The 24031-nt window shown below is 48.5% G+C and carries 21 protein-coding genes and 1 pseudogene; 16 read left to right on the top strand and 6 right to left on the bottom strand.

Annotated features, from left to right (window positions below):
- The first annotated feature begins 204 nt into the window (after nt 1-204).
- The 9 genes and pseudogenes from PUN32_RS10655 to PUN32_RS10615 form a co-directional block, all read left to right on the top strand.
- Entirely contained in the window at nt 205-1092 is an 888-nt protein-coding gene (locus PUN32_RS10655) for a LysR substrate-binding domain-containing protein (RefSeq protein WP_274723085.1), read from the top strand.
- Nucleotides 1093-1259: 167 nt separating this feature from the next.
- Nucleotides 1260-1838, top strand: coding sequence for an SPOR domain-containing protein (locus PUN32_RS10650; protein ID WP_274723084.1), 579 nt, complete (start codon nt 1260-1262; stop codon nt 1836-1838).
- Nucleotides 1839-1988: 150 nt separating this feature from the next.
- Entirely contained in the window at nt 1989-2990 is a 1002-nt protein-coding gene (locus PUN32_RS10645) for a D-alanine--D-alanine ligase (protein ID WP_274723083.1), read from the top strand.
- A 197-nt stretch (nt 2991-3187) separates the two neighbouring features.
- Nucleotides 3188-3556, top strand: a complete 369-nt coding sequence (locus PUN32_RS10640; protein WP_274723082.1) for a DUF3319 domain-containing protein — start codon at nt 3188-3190, stop codon at nt 3554-3556.
- A 10-nt stretch (nt 3557-3566) separates the two neighbouring features.
- The gene (gene yciH, locus PUN32_RS10635; protein WP_274723111.1) at nt 3567-3878 is read left to right on the top strand and encodes a stress response translation initiation inhibitor YciH; all 312 of its coding nucleotides are present in this window, start codon (nt 3567-3569) and stop codon (nt 3876-3878) included.
- 453 nt (nt 3879-4331) lie between these two features.
- A complete protein-coding gene (nrdD, locus tag PUN32_RS10630; RefSeq protein ID WP_274723081.1) occupies nt 4332-6452 on the top strand; it encodes an anaerobic ribonucleoside-triphosphate reductase in 2121 nt (706 codons plus the stop codon).
- A gap of 4 nt (nt 6453-6456) precedes the next feature.
- Nucleotides 6457-6924: an anaerobic ribonucleoside-triphosphate reductase-activating protein gene (gene nrdG / locus PUN32_RS10625; protein ID WP_166015371.1), complete on the top strand. Its 468-nt coding sequence runs from the start codon at nt 6457-6459 to the stop codon at nt 6922-6924.
- Nucleotides 6925-7047: 123 nt separating this feature from the next.
- Nucleotides 7048-8229, top strand: coding sequence for an amino acid aminotransferase (locus PUN32_RS10620; protein ID WP_274723080.1), 1182 nt, complete (start codon nt 7048-7050; stop codon nt 8227-8229).
- Between the two features lie 241 nt (nt 8230-8470).
- Nucleotides 8471-8992 (top strand): annotated as a pseudogene (locus PUN32_RS10615) (ATP-dependent zinc protease family protein); the annotation flags it as partial.
- A gap of 85 nt (nt 8993-9077) precedes the next feature.
- Here the strand turns inward: PUN32_RS10615 and fruA are convergent.
- The 3 genes from fruA to fruB are packed head-to-tail and all read right to left on the bottom strand — an operon-like array spanning nt 9078 to nt 12957.
- On the bottom strand, nt 9078-10817 hold the full coding sequence (fruA, locus tag PUN32_RS10610) for a PTS fructose transporter subunit IIBC (protein WP_274723078.1): 1740 nt from the start codon (nt 10815-10817) through the stop codon (nt 9078-9080).
- 18 nt (nt 10818-10835) lie between these two features.
- Nucleotides 10836-11789, bottom strand: coding sequence for a 1-phosphofructokinase (gene pfkB / locus PUN32_RS10605; RefSeq protein WP_274723077.1), 954 nt, complete (start codon nt 11787-11789; stop codon nt 10836-10838).
- Nucleotides 11790-11799: 10 nt separating this feature from the next.
- Nucleotides 11800-12957 carry a fused PTS fructose transporter subunit IIA/HPr protein gene (fruB, locus tag PUN32_RS10600; RefSeq protein WP_274723076.1) on the bottom strand — a complete coding sequence of 386 codons (1158 nt, stop codon included), beginning with the start codon at nt 12955-12957 and terminating at the stop codon, nt 11800-11802.
- A gap of 350 nt (nt 12958-13307) precedes the next feature.
- Between fruB and cra the strand changes: the two genes are divergently transcribed.
- From cra to secF, 7 genes are all read left to right on the top strand, one after another.
- Complete coding sequence (gene cra / locus PUN32_RS10595) at nt 13308-14288, top strand: catabolite repressor/activator (RefSeq protein WP_166015377.1); 981 nt, start codon at nt 13308-13310, stop codon at nt 14286-14288.
- 52 nt (nt 14289-14340) lie between these two features.
- Nucleotides 14341-15480, top strand: coding sequence for an exonuclease SbcCD subunit D (locus PUN32_RS10590; protein WP_274723075.1), 1140 nt, complete (start codon nt 14341-14343; stop codon nt 15478-15480).
- 1 nt (nt 15481) lies between these two features.
- Complete coding sequence (locus tag PUN32_RS10585) at nt 15482-18523, top strand: SbcC/MukB-like Walker B domain-containing protein (RefSeq protein ID WP_274723074.1); 3042 nt, start codon at nt 15482-15484, stop codon at nt 18521-18523.
- A 116-nt stretch (nt 18524-18639) separates the two neighbouring features.
- Entirely contained in the window at nt 18640-19305 is a 666-nt protein-coding gene (locus tag PUN32_RS10580) for a hypothetical protein (RefSeq protein ID WP_274723110.1), read from the top strand.
- A gap of 75 nt (nt 19306-19380) precedes the next feature.
- Nucleotides 19381-19887, top strand: coding sequence for a hypothetical protein (locus PUN32_RS10575; RefSeq protein WP_274723073.1), 507 nt, complete (start codon nt 19381-19383; stop codon nt 19885-19887).
- Nucleotides 19888-19943: 56 nt separating this feature from the next.
- Nucleotides 19944-21782 carry a protein translocase subunit SecD gene (secD, locus tag PUN32_RS10570; RefSeq protein ID WP_274723072.1) on the top strand — a complete coding sequence of 613 codons (1839 nt, stop codon included), beginning with the start codon at nt 19944-19946 and terminating at the stop codon, nt 21780-21782.
- A 3-nt stretch (nt 21783-21785) separates the two neighbouring features.
- On the top strand, nt 21786-22688 hold the full coding sequence (gene secF / locus PUN32_RS10565; RefSeq protein ID WP_274723071.1) for a protein translocase subunit SecF: 903 nt from the start codon (nt 21786-21788) through the stop codon (nt 22686-22688).
- Between the two features lie 116 nt (nt 22689-22804).
- On the opposite strand, the gene PUN32_RS10560 is transcribed toward secF, so the two are convergent.
- The 3 genes from PUN32_RS10560 to PUN32_RS10550 are packed head-to-tail and all read right to left on the bottom strand — an operon-like array spanning nt 22805 to nt 23993.
- Nucleotides 22805-22933 carry a TIGR02808 family protein gene (locus PUN32_RS10560; RefSeq protein WP_000105480.1) on the bottom strand — a complete coding sequence of 43 codons (129 nt, stop codon included), beginning with the start codon at nt 22931-22933 and terminating at the stop codon, nt 22805-22807.
- 11 nt (nt 22934-22944) lie between these two features.
- On the bottom strand, nt 22945-23520 hold the full coding sequence (locus tag PUN32_RS10555) for a NapC/NirT family cytochrome c (protein WP_166015385.1): 576 nt from the start codon (nt 23518-23520) through the stop codon (nt 22945-22947).
- A 17-nt stretch (nt 23521-23537) separates the two neighbouring features.
- Nucleotides 23538-23993 carry a nitrate reductase cytochrome c-type subunit gene (locus PUN32_RS10550; RefSeq protein WP_274723070.1) on the bottom strand — a complete coding sequence of 152 codons (456 nt, stop codon included), beginning with the start codon at nt 23991-23993 and terminating at the stop codon, nt 23538-23540.
- Nucleotides 23994-24031: the final 38 nt, after the last annotated feature.

The following is a 24031-nucleotide window of genomic DNA, read 5'->3' as shown; positions in this document are numbered from 1 at the left end:
ATGTTGACTAAAACACTGTGATTCTAATGAATATTAATGAGAATTGCTATCATTTGTATTTGCGTAAATAGGTATTACTGTGACGGTTTGAATGAAAAACTAATAAAATCAATCTTGTAACTTAAATAACCTTAATTGTTCGAACACTGCCAATTGTGATTTGTATCACGGAGTGTTGCTGTAAATACCCGATGGGAGACTACCTTGCTAAGCCCGATCACACTTGAAGCCTTGCATATTTTGGATGCAATACAACGCCGAGGTAGCTTTGCTGCGGCCGCTAATGAACTGAATCGTGCGCCGAGCTCTTTGAGCTATCAAATTCAAAAATTAGAGCAAGATTTGGATCTGATGATTTTTGATCGCTCGGGTCATCGAGCCAATTTTACTGCGGCGGGAAAGTTGATCCTCGAACAGGGCAGAGCCATTTTGGCGGCGACCGAAAAATTGGTTAACGATGCTACGCTGTTGGCTAATGGTTGGGAGTTAGAGATTACCATCGCGTTAGATGGCATTTTGCCAGCGACGAACTTGTTTGCGATGGTCGATGCACTCGGCAATATCAGTAAAACGCGAGTACGTATCCAAGAGGAGATCTTGGCCGGGTGTTGGGAAGCCTTAGCCACTGGACGGGCAGATTTGTTGATTTGCCCACGATTGGAAGCTCTGCCGCAAGATGTTAAAGCGGAAACGTTAGGTTCGGTGACGATGATTTGGGTTGCGGCTCCTTCCCATTATGTACATCGGCGAGTGGGGGAATTTAACCAACAAGCCAGAGAAAAATACCGCGCAATTGTGATCGCCGATACTGCGCGTGAGCAGCCTGCCATGAGTGTCAATATTTTACAGCGCCAACCACGTCTAACGGTGAGTAATTTAGATGCCAAATGCAAGGCATTGATTGCCGGACTTGGGATCGGCACCTTACCACTGGCGGTGGCGAAAGCTTATATTGAACAAGGTCAACTGCAGGAGATCCATGGTTCACTGCCGCAGACGATGGAGATTGTGCTGGCGTGGCGGCGTAACCAAATGGGCGAGGCCAAATCATGGTGTATCCAGTATTTGAAAAAAAATTGGCAGTGGCAATAGTCGGCGATTCGTTCCAGGGTCATGATATCGACAGAGTCACCGCTGCGATTGATGAGTTTGTGCCATAAATCACAGGATAGCGGTAGATATTGACGCACTACGCTTGATTCTCTCGATAGCAATGTGCATGATTTAAAGCACTTTGTAGTTAAGGCATATCGAAATCCATGAAAAAAATTGCAGTTATTGGTCTATCCACCCTTCTTGCCGCTTGTGCATCCGGTGATTACACCACAGACGTCAAGACCGAAAGTCATCGCGAAGAGTTCTCGGTGGCCGCAGTAGAACAACCGGTTGTTTCAGAAGTTGGGGTAGCTGACGGCATTTCAGAACAAAACGTTGAGCAAAACGCGGTGAAAATGGCCCCTGCCGACAACGAGAAAAAAGTGGTTAAGATGAGCCCGCAGGCTAAACCTGAAGTCTCAATTGCGCCTCCCACCGCTAAACAAGTGGCGATGAATCCACGCTACGGTTTTACCATCCAAGTGGTTGCCGTTGGTGCGCAGAATAAGGTTGATCAGTTTGCTGCCAAACTGCCGAGCAATGGCCAACCAATTTGGGAAAATTACAAAATGGTTAATGGCACTAAATGGTACACCGTTCTATTCGGTGACTATGCCACCCGTCAGGAAGCGTTGGCAGCGATTGCTCAATTACCAAGTGATTTACGCGCTATGAAACCTTTCGTAAAAAGTATCGATTCAATTAAAAACTCTGAATTTCCTACGCTTAACAAGCTAAATTGAGGCTGACGTAAAGGGGCTTAAGCCCCTTTATTGTTGGATCTTTGCACAGTTGCATCAACGCTAGTGAAGAAACATCAACATTGACTGTAAGTTGATGTTGAATCCTCTATGATAGCCAGCAATGATTACTTTAGTGTCCCGGAACAATTAATGACTAAGACGACAATTCTACTTTTGTGTGGTGGTGGCTCATCTGAGCACGAAGTTTCACTGGTATCGGCCAACTATCTGCAACAGCAACTGGAATTAACCCCTGAATTCAATGTGATTCGGGTTGAAATGAAACAAGACGGCTGGTTTACCGAACAGGGCGATTTGGTTTATCTCGATACCAACCGCGCGACATTAAATGGTGAACAACTCTGCTATTCGATTGATTTTGTGGTGCCTTGTATTCATGGTTTCCCTGGCGAAACTGGCGACATTCAATCGATGTTTGAGTTGGCTGGCATCCCTTATTTAGGCTGTGGCCCCGAAGCCAGCGCCAATAGTTTTAATAAAATCACCTCCAAATTATGGTATGACGCACTCGACATTCCTAATACGCCTTATCTGTTTTTAACCCAAAATACGCCAGAGGCGGTCGCGAAGGCACAGCAAGCGTTTATCAATTGGGGCAGCGTCTTTGTTAAAGCGGCGCGGCAAGGCTCTTCAGTTGGATGTTATAAGGTGACTGAGCAAGATAAAATTGCCGGTGCGATTGAGGCAGCATTTGGCTATTCTGATCAAGTGTTGGTCGAGAAAGCGGTTAAACCCCGCGAGCTGGAAGTCGCCGCCTACCAGATGGATGGCAAACTGCATATTTCTAAACCGGGAGAAGTGATCGCACCTGAGGATGCTTTTTATTCCTATGAGGAAAAATACAGTGCCAGTAGCCACTCGCGCACTGTGATTGAAGCAGACAATTTGACCGATCAGCAGCGTGCGTTAATTCAGCACTGTGCCGAGCGAGTGTTTACTCATATGCAGTTGCGTCATTTATCGCGGATTGATTTTTTCCTCACTCCAGAGGGGCAAATTTATCTAAATGAAGTGAATACCTTCCCTGGTATGACGCCGATTTCAATGTTCCCGAAAATGCTGGAAAATAATGGGCATCGTTTTAGTGAGTTTCTCGCACAATGCGTCACCTCGACGTTGGCAGCTCGCTAATATCGCGCGGACTTGGCCGCTAACTAGGATCGCTTAACAAACCCGTCAATCATCTTTCAATTAGGTTGCCACCAGGGATTGAAAGATGATGCTTTTCAGTATAATGAACGGTAAGTTAACAGATTCGTGGCAATCGGCTTGATAAGCTGAAAGATAGAATTATTCTTTAGCCAATTTCAATGAGAGGCAGGGTATATATGGCTGTTGCAATCTACCGAGGTTTTAATCTCCAGTCGGCTGACAATTCAACCGATACATGGCAAGTCACCATAAAAAATCATCTACTGACCGGTAATTTAGCGGCCGTAAAAAAAAGTATTGATTGGTTTTGTGATACCGCATCAATCATCAACCCAAAAGAGTTTGAATCGATTGGTCAGCGGCGTGAACTGGCCAGTGGTGTGCAAGAGCAGTTCCATGGTTTTACCATTAAAAATGATACCGGTGAAGCCAACCAGTGGTATTGTTTTTTTAATGGCCGTTTAATTAAAGGTTCTAAAATTGCCATTCAAAAACATATCGAAGCTTATTTAGTAGCCAAACAACAAGCGACACAGAAAAGATAGATTGGATTATATGACACTGGTGTATTCAACCGAGCTGGGGCGTATTAAGCCCGAGGCAGAGAAAACTGAGCGCCCGAAAGGCGATGGTATTGTGCGAATTTTGCGTGAAACCAAAGGCCGTAAAGGCAAGGGCGTAACTTTAGTCAAAGGGTTAGATGTTGATGATACGGCATTAAAACTATTGGCGGCTGAATTTAAGAAAAAATGTGGCTGCGGTGGTGCCGTTAAAGACGGTGACATTGAAATTCAAGGCGATGTGCGAGACCTACTCAAAACACTGCTGGAAGCCAAGGGATTCAAAGTAAAATTAGCGGGCGGTTAAGCTCGCTTTTTTGTATCCGACGTTCTTGTGCCTAACCTCTCCTCAATCTCTCGAAACTTGACCGCATGACCTTATTTACTCTGCGCTGCTGGAACAATAGAAATGCGATGTAAAACCGTATTGGTGACGTTAAGTTTTGCCCTGCGATGGTCGTTAACAAAATCGAATCAGCGCTAAGCCTGTGATAGCAAGATGTTGAGTCTGGTTGCACTAAATTCAGTAACAAAAATCACAAAAATGATGATTTTCAAGGTTTCTTTCTGGTTTGGGATCTTGCCCAATAAGATCGGATTGATCTTGTACGTTGCTTGGTTTTTGTTGATCTAAATCAATACTCTCCCTTGACGCATTTCGTTAAATACGCCACAACATATAGTGTCAGTGGCAGAATAATATCGCCCTATATAGTGTATTTGTGGATAACTCTGTGAGTATGCTGGGTAAGGAGAGCAGGTGAAACCTATCGTAATCAAACGTGATGGCTCAAAAGCGCCATTTAACAGGGATCGTATCCAAGCGGCAGTGGAAAGTGCTGCAGAGCATGCGGATCAGGAAATCGCTATTTACGCACTCAATGTCGCGTTAGCGGTAGAGCTGAAACTGCACGATTACGCAGAGGTGCATATCGCCGAAATCCAAACCCTAGTTGAAAACGAGTTAATGCAAGGGCCATACAAAGCATTAGCCCGTTCATACATTGAATATCGCCATGATCGCGACGTCGCGCGTGAGAAGCAGAGCAAACTAACCCAAGAAATCGAAGGGTTAATCCAAGAAAGCAACGCCGACTTACTCAACGAAAATGCCAACAAAGATGGCAAAGTGATCCCAACCCAACGTGATCTGCTGGCTGGTATTGTGGCTAAGCATTACGCCAAAACGCGCATTTTGCCGCGTGATGTAGTGCAAGCCCATGAAGCGGGTGATATTCACTATCATGATCTCGATTACGCACCATTTTTCCCGATGTTTAACTGCATGCTGATCGATCTCAAAGGCATGCTGACTCACGGCTTTAAAATGGGTAATGCTGAAATTGATACACCGAAATCGATTTCTACCGCTACCGCCGTGACAGCGCAAATTATTGCCCAAGTGGCGAGCCATATTTATGGCGGCACGACCATCAACCGGATTGATGAAGTGCTGGCGCCTTATGTGACGGCAAGCTACCACAAACATTTAGAGATCGCCCGCGAGTGGGATATTCATAATCCCGATGCATTTGCCAAATCACGCACTGAAAAAGAGTGTTATGACGCTTTTCAATCTTTGGAATATGAAGTCAATACCTTGCATACCGCCAATGGGCAAACTCCGTTTGTCACTTTCGGGTTTGGCTTGGGGACCAGTTGGGAATCGCGTCTGATCCAGCAATCGATCTTAAAAAACCGGATTGCCGGTTTGGGCAAAAATCGCAAAACGGCAGTATTTCCAAAATTAGTTTTTGCAATTCAAGATGGGCTCAACCATAAAGCGGACGATCCTAACTACGATATTAAGCAGTTGGCGCTCGAATGTGCATCTAAACGCATGTACCCAGATATTCTCAATTACCACAAAGTGGTTGAGGTAACAGGATCGTTCAAAACCCCAATGGGCTGTCGTTCTTTCCTCAATACCTATGAAGAAAATGGTGAGCTGATCCATGAGGGACGTAATAACCTTGGTGTGGTGAGCTTAAACTTGCCGCGCATCGCTTTGAAAGCGCAAGGAGATATCAGCAAGTTTTATGCATTACTGGATGAGAAGCTTAAGTTAGCTCGCCGTGCTTTGGATACGCGGATCAATCGCTTAGAAAATGTTAAAGCTCGTGTCGCTCCTATCCTATATATGGAAGGGGCGTGTGGTGTGCGTTTGAAAGCCAACGATTCGATTGCGGATATTTTCAAACATGGTCGTGCGTCTATCTCGCTGGGTTACATTGGTGTGCATGAAACCATCATCGCTCTGTTTGGTCAGCAGCAGCATGTTTATGATGATGCCAAGTTACGGCAAGCGGCGGTGGATATCATTCAATATCTGCGCAAAGCGGTTGATCAATGGAAAAAAGAGACCGGTTACGCGTTTAGTTTGTACGGCACACCAAGCGAAAACTTGTGCAGTCGCTTCTGTCGCATCGATGCTAAACAGTTTGGGGTCGTGGAAGGAGTGACGGACAAAGGTTACTACACCAATAGTTTCCATTTAGATGTGCAAAAGAAAGTTAATCCATACGATAAGATTGATTTTGAGATGCCTTATCCAGAAATTTCGAGTGGTGGCTTTATCTGCTATGGCGAGTTTCCTAATATGCAGCGTAATGTCGAAGCCTTAGAAAATGTCTGGGATTACAGCTATCACCGAGTCCCTTATTACGGTACTAACACCCCGATTGATGAATGCTATGAGTGTGGGTTTACCGGTGAGTTTGATTGTACCAGCAAAGGTTTTGTCTGCCCCCGTTGTGGCAATCATGAGCCAACCAAAGTGTCTGTCACACGCCGCGTATGTGGTTATTTAGGCAGTCCAGATGCTCGGCCATTTAACTTCGGTAAGCAAGAAGAAGTTAAACGGCGAGTAAAACATCTGTAAGCATATGAATTACCATCAATACCATCCGATTGATGTGGTCAACGGGCCGGGGACACGCTGTACGCTGTTTGTCTCCGGCTGCGTCCATCAATGTAAAGGCTGCTACAACCAAAGTACTTGGTCGTTGTCATCTGGCCATCTTTATACTCAAGCGCTGGAAGATCGAATTATTGCCGATCTGAATGATCAGCGGATCAAGCGCCGTGGCTTATCACTCTCTGGTGGGGATCCTCTACATCCCGCCAATTTAGCCGCGGTGTTACAGTTGATCCAGCGCGTGAAAACGCAATGTCCGGGTAAAGATATCTGGCTCTGGACTGGCTATCAGTTGGCAGAATTGGATGTGGCACAACAAGCATTATTGCCTTATATCGATGTTCTGATTGATGGCAAGTTTATACAGCAGCAAGCTGATCCGGGGTTAGAGTGGCGGGGTAGTGCCAATCAAGTGATCCACCGTTTCACGCGATAATGTTTTTGCTCGTAGTGCACGGTTATCATGACCGTATACTGTGGGCAAAAAATCCCTTTCGATTTTGTGTTATCTGGTTTACTTTGTGGGTTGTTACCTGAATTTCAAAGGGTTGTGACTTTCATGTTTACCGATTTACCAGCACCAGTTTTAGATCCTATTCTTTCTCTTTCCGTCGCTTTTCGTAGTGATCCACGCCCACAAAAGGTGGATTTGGGCATTGGCGTCTACAAAAACAGCCTCGGTCAAACCCCGATCATGCGTGCAGTCAGCTTGGCGCAAGAGAAGGTTGTCGCCAGTCAAACCAGTAAATCTTATGTTGGCCTTGCCGGATGTGAAGAGTTCAATCACAGCATGATGCACTTGGTTTTGGACTCGGCGCTGGATTCCGAGCGTACCATTGCGATTCAAACCCCTGGTGCCAGCGGCGCACTGCGTATGTTGGGGGATTTAATGCGTGTCGCGCAGCCGGATACAACGGTATGGATCAGCGATCCCAGTTACGTCAATCATAAACCCGTGATGGAAGCGGCGGGGCTTAAGGTTCGTTACTACCGTTATTTTAGTCGTGATACCAAAATGGTCGATACTGAGGCAATGTTGGCCGATTTAGCGCAAGCGGGAAGTCAAGACGTGGTCTTATTGCACGGTTGCTGTCATAACCCAACCGGAGCGGATATCGATTTTAGCGCGTGGCAGGCGATCACAGAATTGGCCCAGAAAAATGGCTTTATTCCATTTGTTGATATTGCTTACCAAGGGTTTGGTGATGGCTTAGATCAAGATGCACAAGGTCTGCGTTATATGGCCAAACGTGTCGAAGAGATGCTGATCACCACATCTTGCTCCAAAAATTTTGGCCTATATCGTGAACGTACTGGCGCCGCACTGGTGATTGGCAAAAATCAGCGTGAAGTGACCAACGCCCGCGGCAAAATGCTCACCTTGGCGCGCTCTACTTACACTATGCCGCCCGATCATGGCGCCGCACTAGTCAAAACCGTATTAAATGATCAGCAGTTGACCAGCATCTGGCAGCAAGAGTTGCGTGATATGCAGCAACGGTTGTTAACTCTACGCAAAGATTTATGTCATGAGTTGAGAAATCAATACAATACGCGACAATTTGACTTTATTGAAAACCACCGAGGAATGTTCACGGTGCTGGGTTTGAGTGGTGAGCAGATGGCTCGTTTACGTGCCGAGTTTGCGATTTATGGCGTGGCCGATGGTCGAATTAATATTGCTGGCTTGACTGAAAAAGACATTCCTTATGTGGCGAAGGCGATTATCCAAGTCTCGTAACGCAAGCGTCATAATCCAAGCATCATAACTCAAGCATCATAACTCAAGCGTGTAACATCATCCCTCGAACAGGGGTATTTGATTAGGTGAAACGATGAATCATCCACTGAAATTATTGGTGTGTTTAATGTTAAGTAGCGGCTTGATGGCGTGTGCTACACCTCCTTGGCTGTCGGAGAGCAAGGTTATTGAGGAGCCAGCCGCTGAGGTTATTCTCCAACCTGTGGCGGACATGAATGACAATCAGCCACTGGTCGAGCCCTTACTGCGGCTTGAACCTGCGTCTTCATTGGAGCTTGAAGTGAATAAACAGGATGATTTTTCCAGCGCCAAGTACACTTCAGATGGCAAAATCGTACTCGGTGATCAGGAGTGGGTCTATTTACCCAGTTTAAAAGAGAGTTTTAAAGCGCGGATCGATACCGGTGCAACCACCTCTTCGATCAGCGCGGTTGAGATTGTCCCGTTTGAGCGCAGTGGCCAAGATTGGGTGAAATTTCGAATTGAGCATGAGGGTGTGCGCAGTGAGCTGATCACTTTGCCGGTTGAGCGCTGGGTGAGAATTCGTCAATCAAACGTGAATGAGCCGCAGCGCCGACCTGTGGTGATGGTATGGATCCAAATTGGTGATCTTAAGCAAGAGATAGAGTTCACTTTAACTGACCGTACTCATTTGGCGTATCCATTACTGTTGGGGCGTCGTTTTTTCAAAGATGTCGCGGTAGTGGATGTTTCTCGCCACTATATTCAAGGTCAACGTTAATCTAACGTGACTTAACCATCTGATATTCAATCATTAAAAAAGCCAGTGAATCAATCACTGGCTTTTGTATTATATCAACGCAAAGTTATGCGGTAACGGCTTGAGCTGATGCGGATTTTTTTAGCATCGCGTAAGCAAAACCAGTGATGGCGGTACCGATGGCAATCGCCACTAAATACAGCAATACTGGGCTGATAGCATTAGGGATCAACAGTACAAACAGACCACCGTGCGGTGCCATCAGTTTCGCGCCAAACAGCATTGACAGCGCGCCAGTCACCGCGCCACCTGCCATACATGCGGGGATCACGCGCATCGGATCTTTGGCTGCAAACGGAATCGCGCCCTCAGAGATAAAACACAGGCCCAGAACAAAAGAGGCTTTACCTGCTTCACGTTCTGCCGCTTCAAATTTATCTTTTGCTAGCAGAGTTGCCAGTCCCATACCCAGTGCAGGTACCATACCGGCTGCCATGATCGCCGCCATTGGGGCATAAGTTTGTGAAGCCAACAGACCAACACCAAAAGTGTAAGCGGCTTTATTGATTGGGCCACCTAAGTCGAAACACATCATTGCGCCCAGCACCAAGCCAAGCAGTACTGCGTTAGTTGAACCCATATTGTTCAAGAAGGTGGTCATGGCTTGCATAATGCTCGACATTGGACCGCCAACCACATAGATCATCACTAAGCCGGTGAACAAGGTTGCGATAAAAGGAATGATCAGGATCGGTTTAAGTGCCGCCATTGATTGTGGCAATTCAAGTTTGTCAGCAATCAGTTTTGCGCTGTAACCGGCTAGGAAGCCCGCCACAATACCGCCTAGGAAGCCAGCACCGGTCGAGCTTGCTAGCATACCGCCAATCAAACCTGGTGCTAATCCGGGACGGTCAGCAATCGAAAACGCAATATAGCCAGCCAGTACCGGGATCATCAACGCAAACGCCGAACCACCGCCAATTTGCATTAATGCCGCCGCTAAGGTGCCTTCTTGTTGGAAAGCCTCAATCCCAAACACGAAACAGAGCGCGATAATAAGCCCGCCCGCAACCACCACAGGCAGCATATGCGAAACACCGGTCATCAGATGTTTGTACACGCCTTTTTTCTCTTCGCTGTTTTCACTGCTGGTGCTTGCTGCGGCAGCCGAGAACGGTTTGGCTTGAGTAAACGCATTATTGAGTTCTTGCGCGGTTTTCTTCAAGGCTAAACCGGTGCTGGTTTTGTAAAGTGGTTTGCCATTAAAGCGCTCTAATGGCACATCAATATCCGCCGCAATGATCACCAAATCTGCATCGGCAATGTCTTGCGCAGTCAACTGATTTTTAGCGCCAACCGAACCACGTGTTTCCACTTTGATCTGATGGCCTTGGCGTGCCGCCTCGGTTTCTAATGCTTCGGCAGCCATAAAGGTGTGTGCTACCCCAGTTGGGCAAGCAGTAATGGCGACAATTTTCTTCGCGGTCGCGGTTGCCGTTGCAGTCACCGAGCTTGCCGCAGTGGCTTGTGCGGCGCTGAGCTCAGTCGCTTTTTCTGCAGCTTCAGTCAAATATGCAACCGGATCACTGGTACAGGCTGAAATTGGACTTTGGTAGACTTTTTTGCCGACAAAACGTTGGCTATCCACTGGGCAGTTGGTCGCCAAGATCACCAGATCCGCAGCTTGGATTTCATCAGCAGTCAGAGTATGACCGGCGATCACGGTTGAATGGCACTCGATCGCAGCCTCCCAACCGACGGTTTTACAGGCTTGTTGCAATAATCCTGCAGCGATGATGCTATTGGCAACGCCACTTGGGCATGCCGTTACGATGGCTATTTTCATATTCACGACCTTCTGTCCTTAGGCACTCATCACGGGATGGAGTGCAGATACTATAATTTGTTGTTGTAGAGTATTGAGTTGTTGTCGATCGCCAATTCCAACGCCCACCTGAGTCACCGCAAGGGCGGATAAAGCAGTCGCGAAACGTAGCAATGATTGTTTTTCCATATTCTGCATATGTCCCCAGCACAGGCCGGCCACCAGCGTATCACCAGCACCAACCGTGCTCACCACGTGCATTTTAGGTGGTTTGGCATGTAACCACTGATTTTGGTGCAGCCACATTACGCCATTGGCACCCATGGAAATGACGATATTTTCAATCTGTTTGGCAGCCAGTTGGTTGGCCGCTTGCTGGCATTCGCTCAGCGTGCTTAATTCGCGGCCACACCATTGGCTCAGCTCTTCATCGTTAGGCTTGATCAGCCACGGTTTGGCCTCTAAACCGGCCATCAAAGCATCGCGGCTACTGTCAAACAGCACCTTTTTATTCATGCGATGTAGCTGCTCAATCCAACCTGCGCAGCGTTGTGGCGAAATACCTTGCGGTAAACTGCCGGCGAGGACGAAATAGTCATGATCTTGCGCGAGGCGCAGTAGGGTCGCTTCAAATGCCGCAATATCGTCCTCAGTGACCGTGATGCCTGGGAAATTGATGTCGCTCACTGTGCCTTGTTGCTCAACCAATTTGACATTGATCCGCGTGGCGCCAGCGATACGGATAAATTGATCTTTTACGCCAAGCTGTTCAAATAATTGGCAAAATAGCTCTTGGTTATCACGGCCAAGAAAACCGGTCACGGTCACCTCAGCACCTAACTCACTGAGCACTTTTGCGACGTTAACCCCTTTACCAGCGGCATGCAGGGCGCTTTGCTCAACCAGACTGACCGATCCAACATTGAGTTGGCTCAGACTACCGGTCAGATCGAGCGCTGGATTTAATGTAATGGTGACAACTTTATTGGTCATGATCGATTCCTTAACCTTCACCTAAGCCAGCTTTGATCGCAGCGCCAATCGCTTGCAGCGCCGCTTCAGCATCAGGACCTTCGGCACTAAATTGCAATTGATGATTGTGTTTCACGCCAAGCGCAATCACTTTCATCAAGCTTTTGGCATTGACCACATGCCCATCACCATCAAGATTGGCTACCCGAATATTGGCTGAAAATTTCTTGGCCTCGGCCACCAGCATTGCGCCTGGACGCGCATGCAAGCCATGGCTGTTTTTGATGCGGAAAATCGCACTGTGCGCCGAAGTGTCGGCTGTCTGAGACTCAGAGGTTTCGTTCGTTGCTTGACCTGCTGTGTTAACAAACAGATTGAGTAACTGGTCAACACTGGCTTGCCAAATCAAATCCTGTTTTTGTTGAAAGACTAATTTAGTTATTTTATCCAGTAGCGGTTGATGGGCATCATTACAGACCGAAAATGCGATCAGAGCTTTCACTGGTTGCTGTTGATATTCGCAATCATTAGCGGTGGTGACGATTGACATACCAGTGCGATTAACCGCGCGATCACTGGCGATTAACCATAAACCGCGGCCCAGATGAGTTGGAATTTTGGTCACTAATTGCGCGACAAATTCACTCTCCGCACAACCGGTATTTCTTAATAAACCACCGGCGACCGCGCTCATTTGCAGCATATCGCTGGCTGGAAATTGGTGCTGGATTAACGAAGCATCAAAATCGGCCTGTAATTGTGCTTCACCTTTAATAATCGCAATCAGTTGCGCTGCAGTTTGTGCTTGTTGCAGGGCTTGTTCAACGCCATCGGCGGATAGCACTTTGGTCAACTGTTTTAAAATGCCCAAATGTTCATCAGATTTTGCGGCAATCCCAATCGCGACATAGACGCGATTACCATCACCCCAATCTAAACCTTGTGGAAAATGCATCGCCGTTACGCCCGTTTGCTTGACCAGCTCACGGGTATCGATGGTGCCATGAGGGATGGCAATCCCATTGCCCAGATAGGTGGAGTGCTGTGCTTCACGATTCAGCATGCCTTGCGCATAACCTTCGGCTACCAAACCTTTAGAGATCAGTGCTTGTGCCAGTCCTAAAATCGCCGCCTGTTTATTTTCAAACTGTTGCTGCAATTGAATATCTTGTGTGGTGAGTTCCAACATCGTTAACCCCTGTTTGCCTATGTGAGCTGGATGAATGGTGGCTTGCCTTGCGGCGTCTGAGCCATCTGCAGTGCGTCATCCTAGCTTGGTGTGACTTAAAGCTGAATCGGTTCAGCTTTAAGAGCAAAAAAATTCAGCAAAACCTTAAATCATCATGATTTTGCCGTGCGATCTGATTGCCATCCTTTGCTGACTCTTATTGCAGACTCTTAGTCGAGAGTGTGAGTCAATCGCACTTTTGCTGAATCCTTTCAGCTTTAATACTGAATCGATTCAGCTTATAATTCAACTCTCAGTTAGGAGCGAAAATCGCATTCTATGATCAGACCCACAAAAATAAGGTGAGGATGATGACTCTTGATGAAATCGCTAAATTAGCCGGTGTTTCGAAAACTACTGCCAGCTATGTGATTAATGGTAAAGCCCAAAAATATCGGATCAGTGCCAAGACTCAGCAAAAAGTGATGGCGGTGGTGGAGCAGTATAACTTTCGTCCCGATCACGCCGCATCGGCACTGCGCGCCGGTAACAGCCGCTCGTTCGGTTTGATCATTCCCGATCTGGAAAACATCAGTTATGCGCGTTTAGCCAAACTTTTGGAGCACAATTCGCGGCAGGCGGGTTACCAAATTTTGATCGCTTGCTCAGATGATTCGCCAGAGATTGAAATGGCCGCAGCGCAAGCGTTAGTCTGCCGGCGAATTGATGCACTATTTGTTGCCAGCAGTATCCCCAACGCCAGTGAGTTTTACTTGCAGTTACAACAAGCCGGCACGCCAGTGATCGCGATTGACCGGGCACTGGATGATGAGTATTTCTGCTGTGTGATCAGCGAAGATTTTGGTGCCGCATTTGAATTGACTCACTCATTATTGAGCGATCAAGTTAGCAGTATTGGTTTAATTGGGGCGTTGCCGGATTTAAATGTGTCGCGTGAGCGTGAGCAAGGCTTTTTGAGTGCAGCGAGCCAGCACCACTTGTTGACCCAGATCGCCTACGGCGAGCACTTTAATCGCGAAGAGGGGCGTAAAGTCTTCGCCCAGTGGGTCGCGGCTAAACAGTTACCGGATGCGGTGGTGGCAACCTCTTATACCTTGCTTGAAGGGATCCTCGATGTGCTATTGGAGCAGCCTGAGCTGATGCACAAAGTGCGTCTTGCTACATTTGGTGATCACCGACTGCTCGATTTTTTACCGATCAAGGTCAACTCATTACCGCAGCAATTTGAATGGATTGCCGATAGCGCGTTAGCTTTGGCGCTCAATGCTTCGGCCAAACGTTATCAAACTGGGATCGAACTCATCCCACGTCAGTTAAAAGTGCGTGCTTGAACAAAATAACGGTATGATATTGACCAGTTTTGTTTCGCTGCATGGGTAATGTATGAAGTTTCTCCACACCTCGGATTGGCATCTTGGCCGCCAATTTCACCAAGTTTCCCTTTTGGATGATCAACGGGCGGTACTTGGGCAATTGCTGGCCTACTTACGCGCTAACCCAGTTGATGCGGTCGTGGTGGCCGGGGACATTTATGATCGCTCGGTACCTTCTACCGCAGCGATCGATCTGCTTGATGAGGTGGTGAGTGTGATTTGTGGTGAGCTGAACATGCCACTCTTATTGATCCCCGGTAATCACGATGGTGCGAAACGCTTAGGTTTTGCTGCCAAACAGATGAAAAATTCGGGTTTACACATTTTTGCTGATTTTGAGCAGATGATGCAGCCGATCACTTTACACTCCGCGCAAGCCGGTGCCGTCACTTTTTGGGGGATGCCGTATCATGACCCAGAATTGGTGCGTCACCACTATCAAAATCAGCTCACCACTCATGATGCCGCACATCAATTTTTGTGTGAGAAAATCTTGGCGCAAGCGGATGCTACGCAGCGCAATGTATTAATTAGCCACTGTTTTGTTGATGGTGCGATGGAGTCCGAATCGGAGCGCCCGCTGTCGATTGGCGGCTCGGATCGCGTCGATCATCGACACTTCTTAGCTTTTGATTATGTGGCCCTCGGGCATTTACATCAGCCGCAAACTAAGGGGGCAGAGCATATCCGCTATTCTGGCTCGCTGATGAAATACAGTTTTGGTGAGCAGCATCAAAGCAAAGGTGCCACGTTAGTTGAACTGGATCAGCACGGTTTTGTGCGCGCCAGCTTAGTGCCGCTGCAAGCGCCGCATCAAATGCGCATTATTGAAGGGGAGTTGGCGACAATTTTGGCGCAAGGAGCCACCGATCCACAGGCTGATGATTATTTGCTGGTACGCCTTTTAGACCAGCACGCTATTTTGGATCCGATGGATAAATTGCGTCAGGTTTACCCCAATGTGCTGCATTTAGAAAAACCCGGCATGTTGATTGGTGTTGATCAAGCGATGGGTAAAGCCCGTTTAGCGCGTGGTGAGCTAGAGATGTTTAGTGATTTTTTCTTAGAAGCGCAATCCGCGTCGCTGACTGAAGCACAGCAGCAAGTGGTGATTGAGGTGATCCAACGCCTAACCGCGCAAGGGGAGTAACATGCGTCCATTAACACTCACACTGCAAGCGTTCGGCCCTTTTGCTGGGCGCGAAGTGATTGATTTTACGGAGCTGGGCGAGGCTCCGCTGTTTTTGATTAACGGTGCTACAGGAGCCGGCAAAAGCTCGATCTTAGATGCGATTTGTTACGCGCTATACGGGGAGACTACGGGTAGTGAACGCACCGGCGATCAAATGCGTTGTGATTTTGCCGCGCCAGATTGTCTCACTGAAGTGGTGTTTGAATTTGAACTCAATGGTAAGTGTTACCAAATCACTCGCCAGCCAGATCAAGAGATCCCGAAAAAGCGCGGGTTAGGCATGACCAAAAAAGCACACTCGGCGCTGTTGCTGGCTCTGCAATCCGACAACACTGAACTGATCGCCAATAAGCCCAATCAGGTCGCTAAAGCGGTAGTGGATCTGATCGGTTTGGATGTGAAACAGTTTCGCCAGGTGATGGTACTGCCACAAGGTAAATTTCGTGAATTACTGACCGCGAATTCCAAAGAGCGCGAGCAGATCTTCGGTCAGCTATTTCAAACTCAGCTTTACAGCCGCATTGAACAGGCTCTGTTTGAGCGCGCGGCGGGGATCCGCAAACAGAAAGAGCAGTTTGATCAGCAGATCACCGGGACGCTCAATGTCGTCGGCTTAGCCAGTGAACTGCAATTACAGCAAGATCTTGAGCAAGTGAAGCCATTACTTACCGCAGCGCAGGCTAAGCTGCATACTGAGCAGCAACAGCTCGATCACGCTAAAGCCCATTATCAAACCAGTTTAGAACTTGAGCAGCTCTTTATTCGCCAGCAGCAGCTCGCGATCGAGATTGCTGAGCATCAACAGCAAGCGGAGCACATTGAGCAGCTGCGCCAACACAAACAGCAGGCGCAAAAAGCGGCCAATTTAACCCCAGCCTATCAACAGTGGCAGCAGACTCAACAAGCGTTACAGCAAGCCGAGCGTGGGGTTGAGCAGCAGCAACTGTGGTTGCAACAAAGTGAACTGCATCAGCGACAAGCGGCACAAACCAACCAACAAGCCAGTGAGGCATGTGCAGCAGTGCCGAAACTCAATGAGCAGCGTCTGCTCTGGCAACAAGCGCAGCAAAAACTGCTGGCACAGGCGAGCGTTGAGCAGCGCATCGGCCAAGCGGAGCATGAATGGCACAGCTGCACGCAACACACTCACCACCTTCAGCAGCAGGCAGAGCAATTTAATCAAACCATCCAAGCCTTGCGGCTGGAGCGAGAGCAACAGCAGCAACAATTAATTCATTTAGAGACGCAAAAAGCGCAGCTACAGCAGCTTGGTGGCTATCTAAAGGCTCGCGAGCGTGAGCAACAGTTACAGCAACAACGGCAAGCCGCCGAGCGACAGTGGGCGCAACTGCAGCCGTTGCAGCAGCAAGCGCAAACTCAAGTTGTGCAGGCTAAGCACGTTGCCGATCAGTTGGAGCTCAGTTGGCATACCCAGCGTGCGGCGGAGTTGGCACAAGCGCTGCAAACCGATCAACCTTGTCCGGTCTGTGGCAGTGTTGACCATCCCCAACCAGCGCAATATCTTGGTGACGCGGTCACTAAAACTCAGGTTGAACAGGCCAGAGCCGCTCAGCAGCATAGCGTGGAGCAGTTGCAAGTGGCGAGCAATGCCGAGCAACAGCAACGGTTTAAATGGCAACAGCTTGAGCAAGAATTGACCAGTTTAAGTGCCGATCTGGATGTACAAGGTGTCGCACCATTGGCCGTATTAATGGAACAACAGCAACGTTTACGCGGCGAAATTGAAGTGCTGCAACAACTGAAACCTGAACAATTACAGCGCCAACTCGCAGAGTTTGAGCAGAATTTGATCCAGAATCAACGAGCGTTGGAACTGCAACAGCAGGCTGAGCAGCAAGCTTGGCAGCGATTGACGCAGGCTCAGGCCGAGTTGGCGAGTTTGCAACAGGATATTCCCGAGGGCTTGGCTGATCTAGAGACACTGCGCAGCGAAATTCAGCGCGTGATTGCACAAATTGACGCATTGCAAGCCGCCGAACAAACAGCGCAAGCGCAATCACTACAAGCACAAAAGCAAGCCGCGAGCGCCCAAGCGGCTTATCAAGCCGCGTTAGAGCAGCACCGACAAATACAGCAACAAGCGCAGCAGGCGCTGAATCAATGGCAGCAAGGCTTGCAGCATTATGCTTTGATTGATGAAACACACTATTTGGCCGCGCGGGTGACCGAGCCGCGGATGCTTGAGCTGGAGGCACAGATTGCCCACTATGAACAGCGCGGTGCAATGCTTGGTGGTGAGCAACAGGCATTAGCGCGTAAATTGCACGCTAAAAGCTGGCCACAACTTGCGCCACTGTTGGCGGCGGTGGCTGAGCAGCAGCAGCGCACCGATCTGGCTCTACAGCAAATGACTGAGCAGCAATCACGGTGGGATGGTTTACAACGGGTGGCCAATCAATTGGCCGAGTTGTATCAAAAAAATCGTGCGTTAGAAGCGGAATACCAAGTGGTGGGGACTCTGAGTGATGTGGCTAACGGTAAAACCGGCGCTAAGGTCAGCTTACATCGCTTTGTCTTGGGAGTGCTGCTTGATGATGTGTTGCTGCAAGCTTCGCAGCGGTTATTGAAAATGAGCCGCGGTCGCTATCTGCTGAAGCGCAAAGAGCAGCGTGCTAAAGGCAATGTCGGATCGGGACTCGATCTGATGGTTGAGGACAGTTACAGCGGCAAATGGCGCGATGTGGCGACCTTGTCTGGTGGGGAATCCTTTATGGCGGCGCTCGCGTTGGCGCTTGGTTTGTCGGATGTGGTGCAGTCCTACAGTGGTGGCATCCGTTTAGATACACTATTTATTGATGAAGGATTTGGCAGTTTAGATCCGGAGTCACTCGATTTGGCGATCCAAACCCTGATCGATTTGCAGCAAGGGGGACGTACCATCGGGATCATCTCTCATGTTTCTGAACTTAAAGAGCAAATTGGCTTAAGGTTAGAGGTGTCGGCGGCACGGGTGGGGAGCACGCTGCGCGTTATCGCCTAGATTCAACTGGCCGCGTTGTGTTCCGCTCAGGTTCAAAAATAACGATCTAAAAATAACACCGAACATTGGAAATATAGAAAACATTGGATAAGTGAGGAAAGATGAAAAAATGGCTAATGTTAGTGGTGCTGCTGTTTGGCTTAGGCTGTGCCGCCGCAGGGATTTATCTGTTTTATCTCAAACCGCACATGGATGCTGAAGCGGTCGATACCAACGCCTCGCGGGAAAGTGTCGCTGAGCCACCATTGCCAACGCTGAGCTTGACTCCAGCTCTAGAGGCGAGACCTGAAGTGATGGATTTTTATGTGAGCGCGGTCAGTTTAGGGGTGCGCGAACAGCCGGATCTAAGTGCTTATGTTGACCTCAATAATCTGCTCTATCGAGGTCAACGGGTTCATCTGCTTGAAAAACAATCGGGGTGGGGACGCATTTCTGATTACTACGTTTATCAAGAAGGTGGGCCTGAAGTGGCTGAGTGGATCCCTCTGGATGGCTTAAGCGTTGAAGCGCCGATCATTACGCCACAAGAACGGAGCAAAACCGTAGCTGGCTATATTGGCGCTTCTGATGACTTTGGGTTATACCAAGAGCAATTTGTGACCAGCACCGATCGGTTACTCAATGATGGGCATTGTGCCCCACAAGATTTTGCTGAGCTCGGGGGATGGGTACGCTCAGTCACCTACGCGAGCCAACCGGTTTACTTTATCTACTGTGGCGGCTTGAACCAACGTAATAAGATTTATCTGAATGCGCAAACTGGCCAAATTTTCTATCGTTAGATCACATTTTTTCGCTTGAGCTTGGTGAAACATCCACCTAAACTGCTGACATCTTTCAGTGGTTAGAGCGACATAATGTTCTGGCGAGCCCTTATTGCGTGTTGGTTGGTGGTCGTTGCGTTTGCGCTTCCTGCGCCGCTGTTCGCCTGTGCGCTAGAGCAAAAAGCCAGTGAGTCGCTTGATGTCGCTAAGCCCTCAATCTTACCGTTCAGCTCCACATTAAGCCTTACTAGGGCTGAACGGGTAGCTCATAGCGCACCGCCACCGAGCTCGATACCTCGCTCACAATCTGATGTCACACCAACGCCACGCGCGATTTTAAATCATGCACTGAACGGGTTAGCTCAGCGCTTAGCGGAGGGGGGCTCGGATTTACCGTTTGATAGTGATCCCGAATCGTCGCCATGGCCAATGTTAGTCACCACTCCATACTCGGTGGTGATCGATGACTCTAACCATCATCTGAACCGCAGTTACGATTTTTTTAGCGCAACTCACCGTCTTGCCGGCTGGAAAGAGAGTAACGCGATGTATGTCGCGCTCAATAGTCAGTTTTTATTTTCCCACACCAAGTTTAATTAACACTATAGTAACAATCATAACTTGTTGAATAACTCAGTTTAGGCTGAGAGGGAACTATGAAAAAAACCACACCTAAGCAGTCGGCTAAGCGATTGCTCAATCACTATGCTGCGTGGAAATACGTCGTACTAGTGACGACCATTGTTATTTTGACTTTAAGCGCGATCCCAACTTGGTATGGTGAGCAACCATCCATTCAGTTACAAAGCCAACAAACCAGCAGTGTGCTGCGTAATGTGCCAGAGCTTGCCCAACTGTTGAATAAGCACAACATCCAAGCCGATGAAATTACCCAACGTGGCGATCAAACCATGTTAGTGTTTGCCAATGAAACGCAGCAATCCCAAGCTCGCAATGTGCTCGATCCACTGGTGCAAGAAGGGGATACCATCAGTTACTCTTATGTGTCGGTCGCCCCGAAGTGGCTCGATAATTTAGGTTTTTCACCGATAAAATTGGGATTAGATCTGCGCGGTGGCGTGCAGTTTCTGCTCAATGTGGATGTTGATAAAGCATTTCAAGAGCAGCGAGATAGCATGATGGATGCGGTGAAAGATTCACTGCGTGCTGCGCGGATACGGGGAGTCACCGTGCAAGCGATGGTCAGTGATGGTTTCGAGGTCAAAACCGATCAACCGGCGGCGCTGCAGCATGTTCGCCAATATCTGCAAGAGAATTATCGTGATTGGGATATCCGCCAAGGTTCGAGTTATTTGCAGGTTCAACCTTCCGCTCAAAATAAAGCCGAATTTCAAACCACAACCATTCAGCAGAACTTAAAAATTATGCGTGATCGGATTGAAGAACTTGGCATCACCGAAGCGCTGGTCCAACGGCAAGGTGAACACGCGATCCGTATTGAGCTGCCAGGGGTACAAGATCCATCACAAGCAAAAAACGTGATTGGTGCCACTGCCAGTTTGGCTTTTTATCAAGCAAAGTCGGCGAGCGAAGCCCGCAGCATGGAGGATTTGCTGCTGGAAGATGCCAATGGTCGCACGGTGATTTTAGCCAAACGGCCTGTGCTGAGCGGTGAGCATATTGTTAATGCTCGGGCAGGGGTTGATAACATGGGAATGTCTGAGGTGAATATTTCCCTCGATCACGCCGGCGGTAAAATCATGAGTGATTTTTCTGGTAAGCACATCGGTCAGCCGATGGCGACGGTGTACCGTGAATATAAAACTAATGCGCAGGGTGAAACGGTGCGTAGTGAACGTGTGATCAGCGTTGCCACTATTCAATCTCAGCTCGGCAGCCAATTTCGGATCACCGGAGCGGGTTCAATGGAAGAAGCGCAGCAATTAGCGCTGTTGCTGCGGGCAGGTTCTTTAACCGCACCAGTGACCATTGTCGAAGAACGCACGATTGGTGCGTCATTAGGGGAAGAAAACATCGCTAACGGTTTTGCCGCATTAGCACTCGGCATGGCCATGACGCTGACGTTTATGGCGCTGTGGTATCGCCGTCTTGGCTGGGTGGCGAACTTGGCGCTATTGATCAACATGGCGTGCTTGCTGGGCTTGATTGCACTACTGCCTGGGGCAGTATTGACCTTACCCGGTATTGCGGGATTGGTGCTTACAGTTGGCATGGCGGTGGATACCAACGTGCTGATTTTTGAGCGGATCCGTGACAAGTTGGCGGAAGGGCGTAATTTTGCTCAAGCGATTGATACGGGTTTCCAGAGTGCTTTTAGCACGATTTTTGATGCCAACATTACTACGATGATCACGGCCGTTATTCTGTATTCGATCGGTAATGGGCCGATCCAAGGCTTTGCATTGACCCTGGGTCTGGGTTTGCTGACCAGTATGTTCAGTGGTGTATTTGCTTCACGAGCATTAATTAATCTGATTTGGGGACGCGATACGCGTCGTGATGTAAGGGTATAAGCCATGATTGAATATTTTAAAGCGCGCATTCGTCCTATTCGTTACATCACCGGCCTAGTCTCGATGTTGTTGGTGGTTGTGTCGGTGGCCGCATTGGCCAGCAAAGGTCTCAATATGGGGCTGGATTTTACCGGTGGTATGGTGACCGAGGCGATCATCGATCGTTCGGTCACTAAAACCGAGCTTATCGCACAGCTACAGCCGGCATTAGGTGATTCGGTTACCGCTACCCCATCGGGTGAGGATGGACGCTGGGTGATCCGTTACCCATTAGCGGATCAAGCTGCCGCTCCGCTAGAGATCGACGCGCTACTTCACCAACTCTCGACGCAGGTTGAGATTGTTAGCAATAGCATGGTTGGATCGCAAGTCGGGGAAGATTTGGTCAACCAAGGTGGCTTAGCGTTATTGATCTGCCTGCTGTCGATCCTCGCTTATTTAAGCTTTCGCTTTGAATGGCGTTTAGCCAGTGGTGCTTTGTTGGCTTTGCTGCACGATGTGGTGTTAGTGATCGGTTTTTTTGCGCTAACGCAGATGGAGTTTAATCTCACCGTGTTTGCGGCAATATTGGCGGTACTCGGCTATTCACTGAATGATTCCATCATCATTGCGGATCGGATCCGTGAGCTATTGATAGCCAAACAACAGACCCCGACCGCTGCGATTAATGATCAGGCGGTGATCGCGACTTTCTCGCGCACTATGGTCACCTCTGGCACGACCTTGATGACGATTGCCGCATTATGGTTAATGGGCGGCGCACCATTGCAAGGCTTTGCGATTGCCATGTTTATTGGGGTGATCTCTGGTACCTGGTCATCGATTTCGATTGGTACCGTATTACCGGAGTGGTTTGGGCTAAAGGCCAAGCATTATCTCAAACCAGAAATCGACAGTGCGCCATAGCCAGCGTGGCACTGAGAAGGGTTGAATATTTCAAGGTCTGCCAATGGCAGACCTTTTTCTCTATACAAAAAAATCCGGCGCTGAGCACCGGATTTTGGAGGTTTAACGGTATCTATTTATTTATCTTTGGTCATGGCCAGTAGGCCAAGTGAAACCACGGCCACCCCAAGGAAACCGGCCAGAATGATCACTGGCATGGCGCTGTAACCGAGGACGTGCCAAAAAATCGATTCAAGAGTACTCATAGCGGATCTCCTTATTGCCAGCCTTCAACACCATGCATGTCGGGTAGGTTATGTGCGATACCTTTATGGCAGTCGACACAGGTTTTTTCACCAGAGGCGAGTGCGGTGGAGTGCTGTTGCGCAGCACGCGTACTTTGCTCTGAAAAATCCATGTAGTTGAACTGGTGACAGTTACGACATTCCAACGAGTCATTCTTTTTCAAGCGTGCCCATTCACGTTCTGCTAAGTGAGCACGGCGTGCTTGGAACTTCTCTTGAGTATCAATGGTACCAATAAAGTGGGCGACCAATTCTTTGGAGGCTTGCACTTTACGCACAATTTTATCGCCCCACTCATGGGGTACATGGCAGTCAGAGCAGATGGCTCGAACGCCTGAACGGTTTGAATAGTGAATCGTCTCTTGAATTTCAGCTACGATCGGAGCGTGACAACCTGAGCAAAACTCTTCGCTGTTGGTGGCTTCCATCCCAGTGTTGAATGCGCCCCAAAACAGTAGGCCACCAATAAATCCCATCAGTAATACTACGCCAACGGCGGCTTTACTTGGACGAGATAAACGAAGCCAAAACGCTTTTAGAAATTTCATAAATGGCCTCTTTGGGGTTAACGAAGCGCATCAACGCGTTCGAAATCGTTCTCAACCAGTGGCTTGGCATCGGCTTGAGGCACGTGGCACTGCAAACAGAAGTAGCGACGTGGAGAGACATCCGAAAGTACCGCATCTTCACGATTGATAAAGTGCGTTACGCTGATCTTGGTCGCGCCCATCTCTTTGGCATTTTTCCAACTGTGGCAAGCCAGACACTTATTCGCGTTTAACGAGACTTCGTAATTACGAATATTGTGTGGGATCAGCGGTGGCTGATAGACAAAATCACTTTCCAACGCTTGTTCACGTGGAAATTTTTTCATGGGATCCGCGGCGCGCGTATCTTCAATTTCGCTGGCGCCACGCAGTGATTCTAAACCACCAATCCCGCCTGGATTATTCAGCTCAGCATGTGCGATACCAGCCAGTACCGTAAACACTGAAAGTAAGGCAATGAGTTGTTTTTTCATCGTAAATTCTCCGCCTTGCGGCTTAATTCTTTATCTGG

It is taken from the genome of Vibrio chanodichtyis, assembly GCF_028863985.1.
Taxonomy (GTDB): Bacteria; Pseudomonadota; Gammaproteobacteria; order Enterobacterales; family Vibrionaceae; genus Vibrio; species Vibrio chanodichtyis.
This window is presented reverse-complemented; position numbering and strand designations above follow the sequence as displayed.

What these genes read in the sequence shown, in the direction of transcription:
- PUN32_RS10650 (WP_274723084.1), top strand. Translation starts at nt 1,260, where the DNA reads ATGAAAAAAATTGCAGTTATTGGTCTATCCACCCTTCTTGCCGCTTGT.
- PUN32_RS10645 (WP_274723083.1), top strand. Translation starts at nt 1,989, where the DNA reads ATGACTAAGACGACAATTCTACTTTTGTGTGGTGGTGGCTCATCTGAG.
- PUN32_RS10640 (WP_274723082.1), top strand. Translation starts at nt 3,188, where the DNA reads ATGGCTGTTGCAATCTACCGAGGTTTTAATCTCCAGTCGGCTGACAAT.
- yciH (WP_274723111.1), top strand. Translation starts at nt 3,567, where the DNA reads ATGACACTGGTGTATTCAACCGAGCTGGGGCGTATTAAGCCCGAGGCA.
- nrdG (WP_166015371.1), top strand. Translation starts at nt 6,457, where the DNA reads ATGAATTACCATCAATACCATCCGATTGATGTGGTCAACGGGCCGGGG.
- PUN32_RS10620 (WP_274723080.1), top strand. Translation starts at nt 7,048, where the DNA reads ATGTTTACCGATTTACCAGCACCAGTTTTAGATCCTATTCTTTCTCTT.
- fruA (WP_274723078.1), bottom strand. Translation starts at nt 10,817, where the DNA reads ATGAAAATAGCCATCGTAACGGCATGCCCAAGTGGCGTTGCCAATAGC.
- pfkB (WP_274723077.1), bottom strand. Translation starts at nt 11,789, where the DNA reads ATGACCAATAAAGTTGTCACCATTACATTAAATCCAGCGCTCGATCTG.
- fruB (WP_274723076.1), bottom strand. Translation starts at nt 12,957, where the DNA reads ATGTTGGAACTCACCACACAAGATATTCAATTGCAGCAACAGTTTGAA.
- cra (WP_166015377.1), top strand. Translation starts at nt 13,308, where the DNA reads ATGACTCTTGATGAAATCGCTAAATTAGCCGGTGTTTCGAAAACTACT.
- PUN32_RS10590 (WP_274723075.1), top strand. Translation starts at nt 14,341, where the DNA reads ATGAAGTTTCTCCACACCTCGGATTGGCATCTTGGCCGCCAATTTCAC.
- PUN32_RS10585 (WP_274723074.1), top strand. Translation starts at nt 15,482, where the DNA reads ATGCGTCCATTAACACTCACACTGCAAGCGTTCGGCCCTTTTGCTGGG.
- PUN32_RS10580 (WP_274723110.1), top strand. Translation starts at nt 18,640, where the DNA reads ATGTTAGTGGTGCTGCTGTTTGGCTTAGGCTGTGCCGCCGCAGGGATT.
- PUN32_RS10575 (WP_274723073.1), top strand. Translation starts at nt 19,381, where the DNA reads ATGTTCTGGCGAGCCCTTATTGCGTGTTGGTTGGTGGTCGTTGCGTTT.
- secD (WP_274723072.1), top strand. Translation starts at nt 19,944, where the DNA reads ATGAAAAAAACCACACCTAAGCAGTCGGCTAAGCGATTGCTCAATCAC.
- secF (WP_274723071.1), top strand. Translation starts at nt 21,786, where the DNA reads ATGATTGAATATTTTAAAGCGCGCATTCGTCCTATTCGTTACATCACC.
- PUN32_RS10560 (WP_000105480.1), bottom strand. Translation starts at nt 22,933, where the DNA reads ATGAGTACTCTTGAATCGATTTTTTGGCACGTCCTCGGTTACAGCGCC.
- PUN32_RS10555 (WP_166015385.1), bottom strand. Translation starts at nt 23,520, where the DNA reads ATGAAATTTCTAAAAGCGTTTTGGCTTCGTTTATCTCGTCCAAGTAAA.
- PUN32_RS10550 (WP_274723070.1), bottom strand. Translation starts at nt 23,993, where the DNA reads ATGAAAAAACAACTCATTGCCTTACTTTCAGTGTTTACGGTACTGGCT.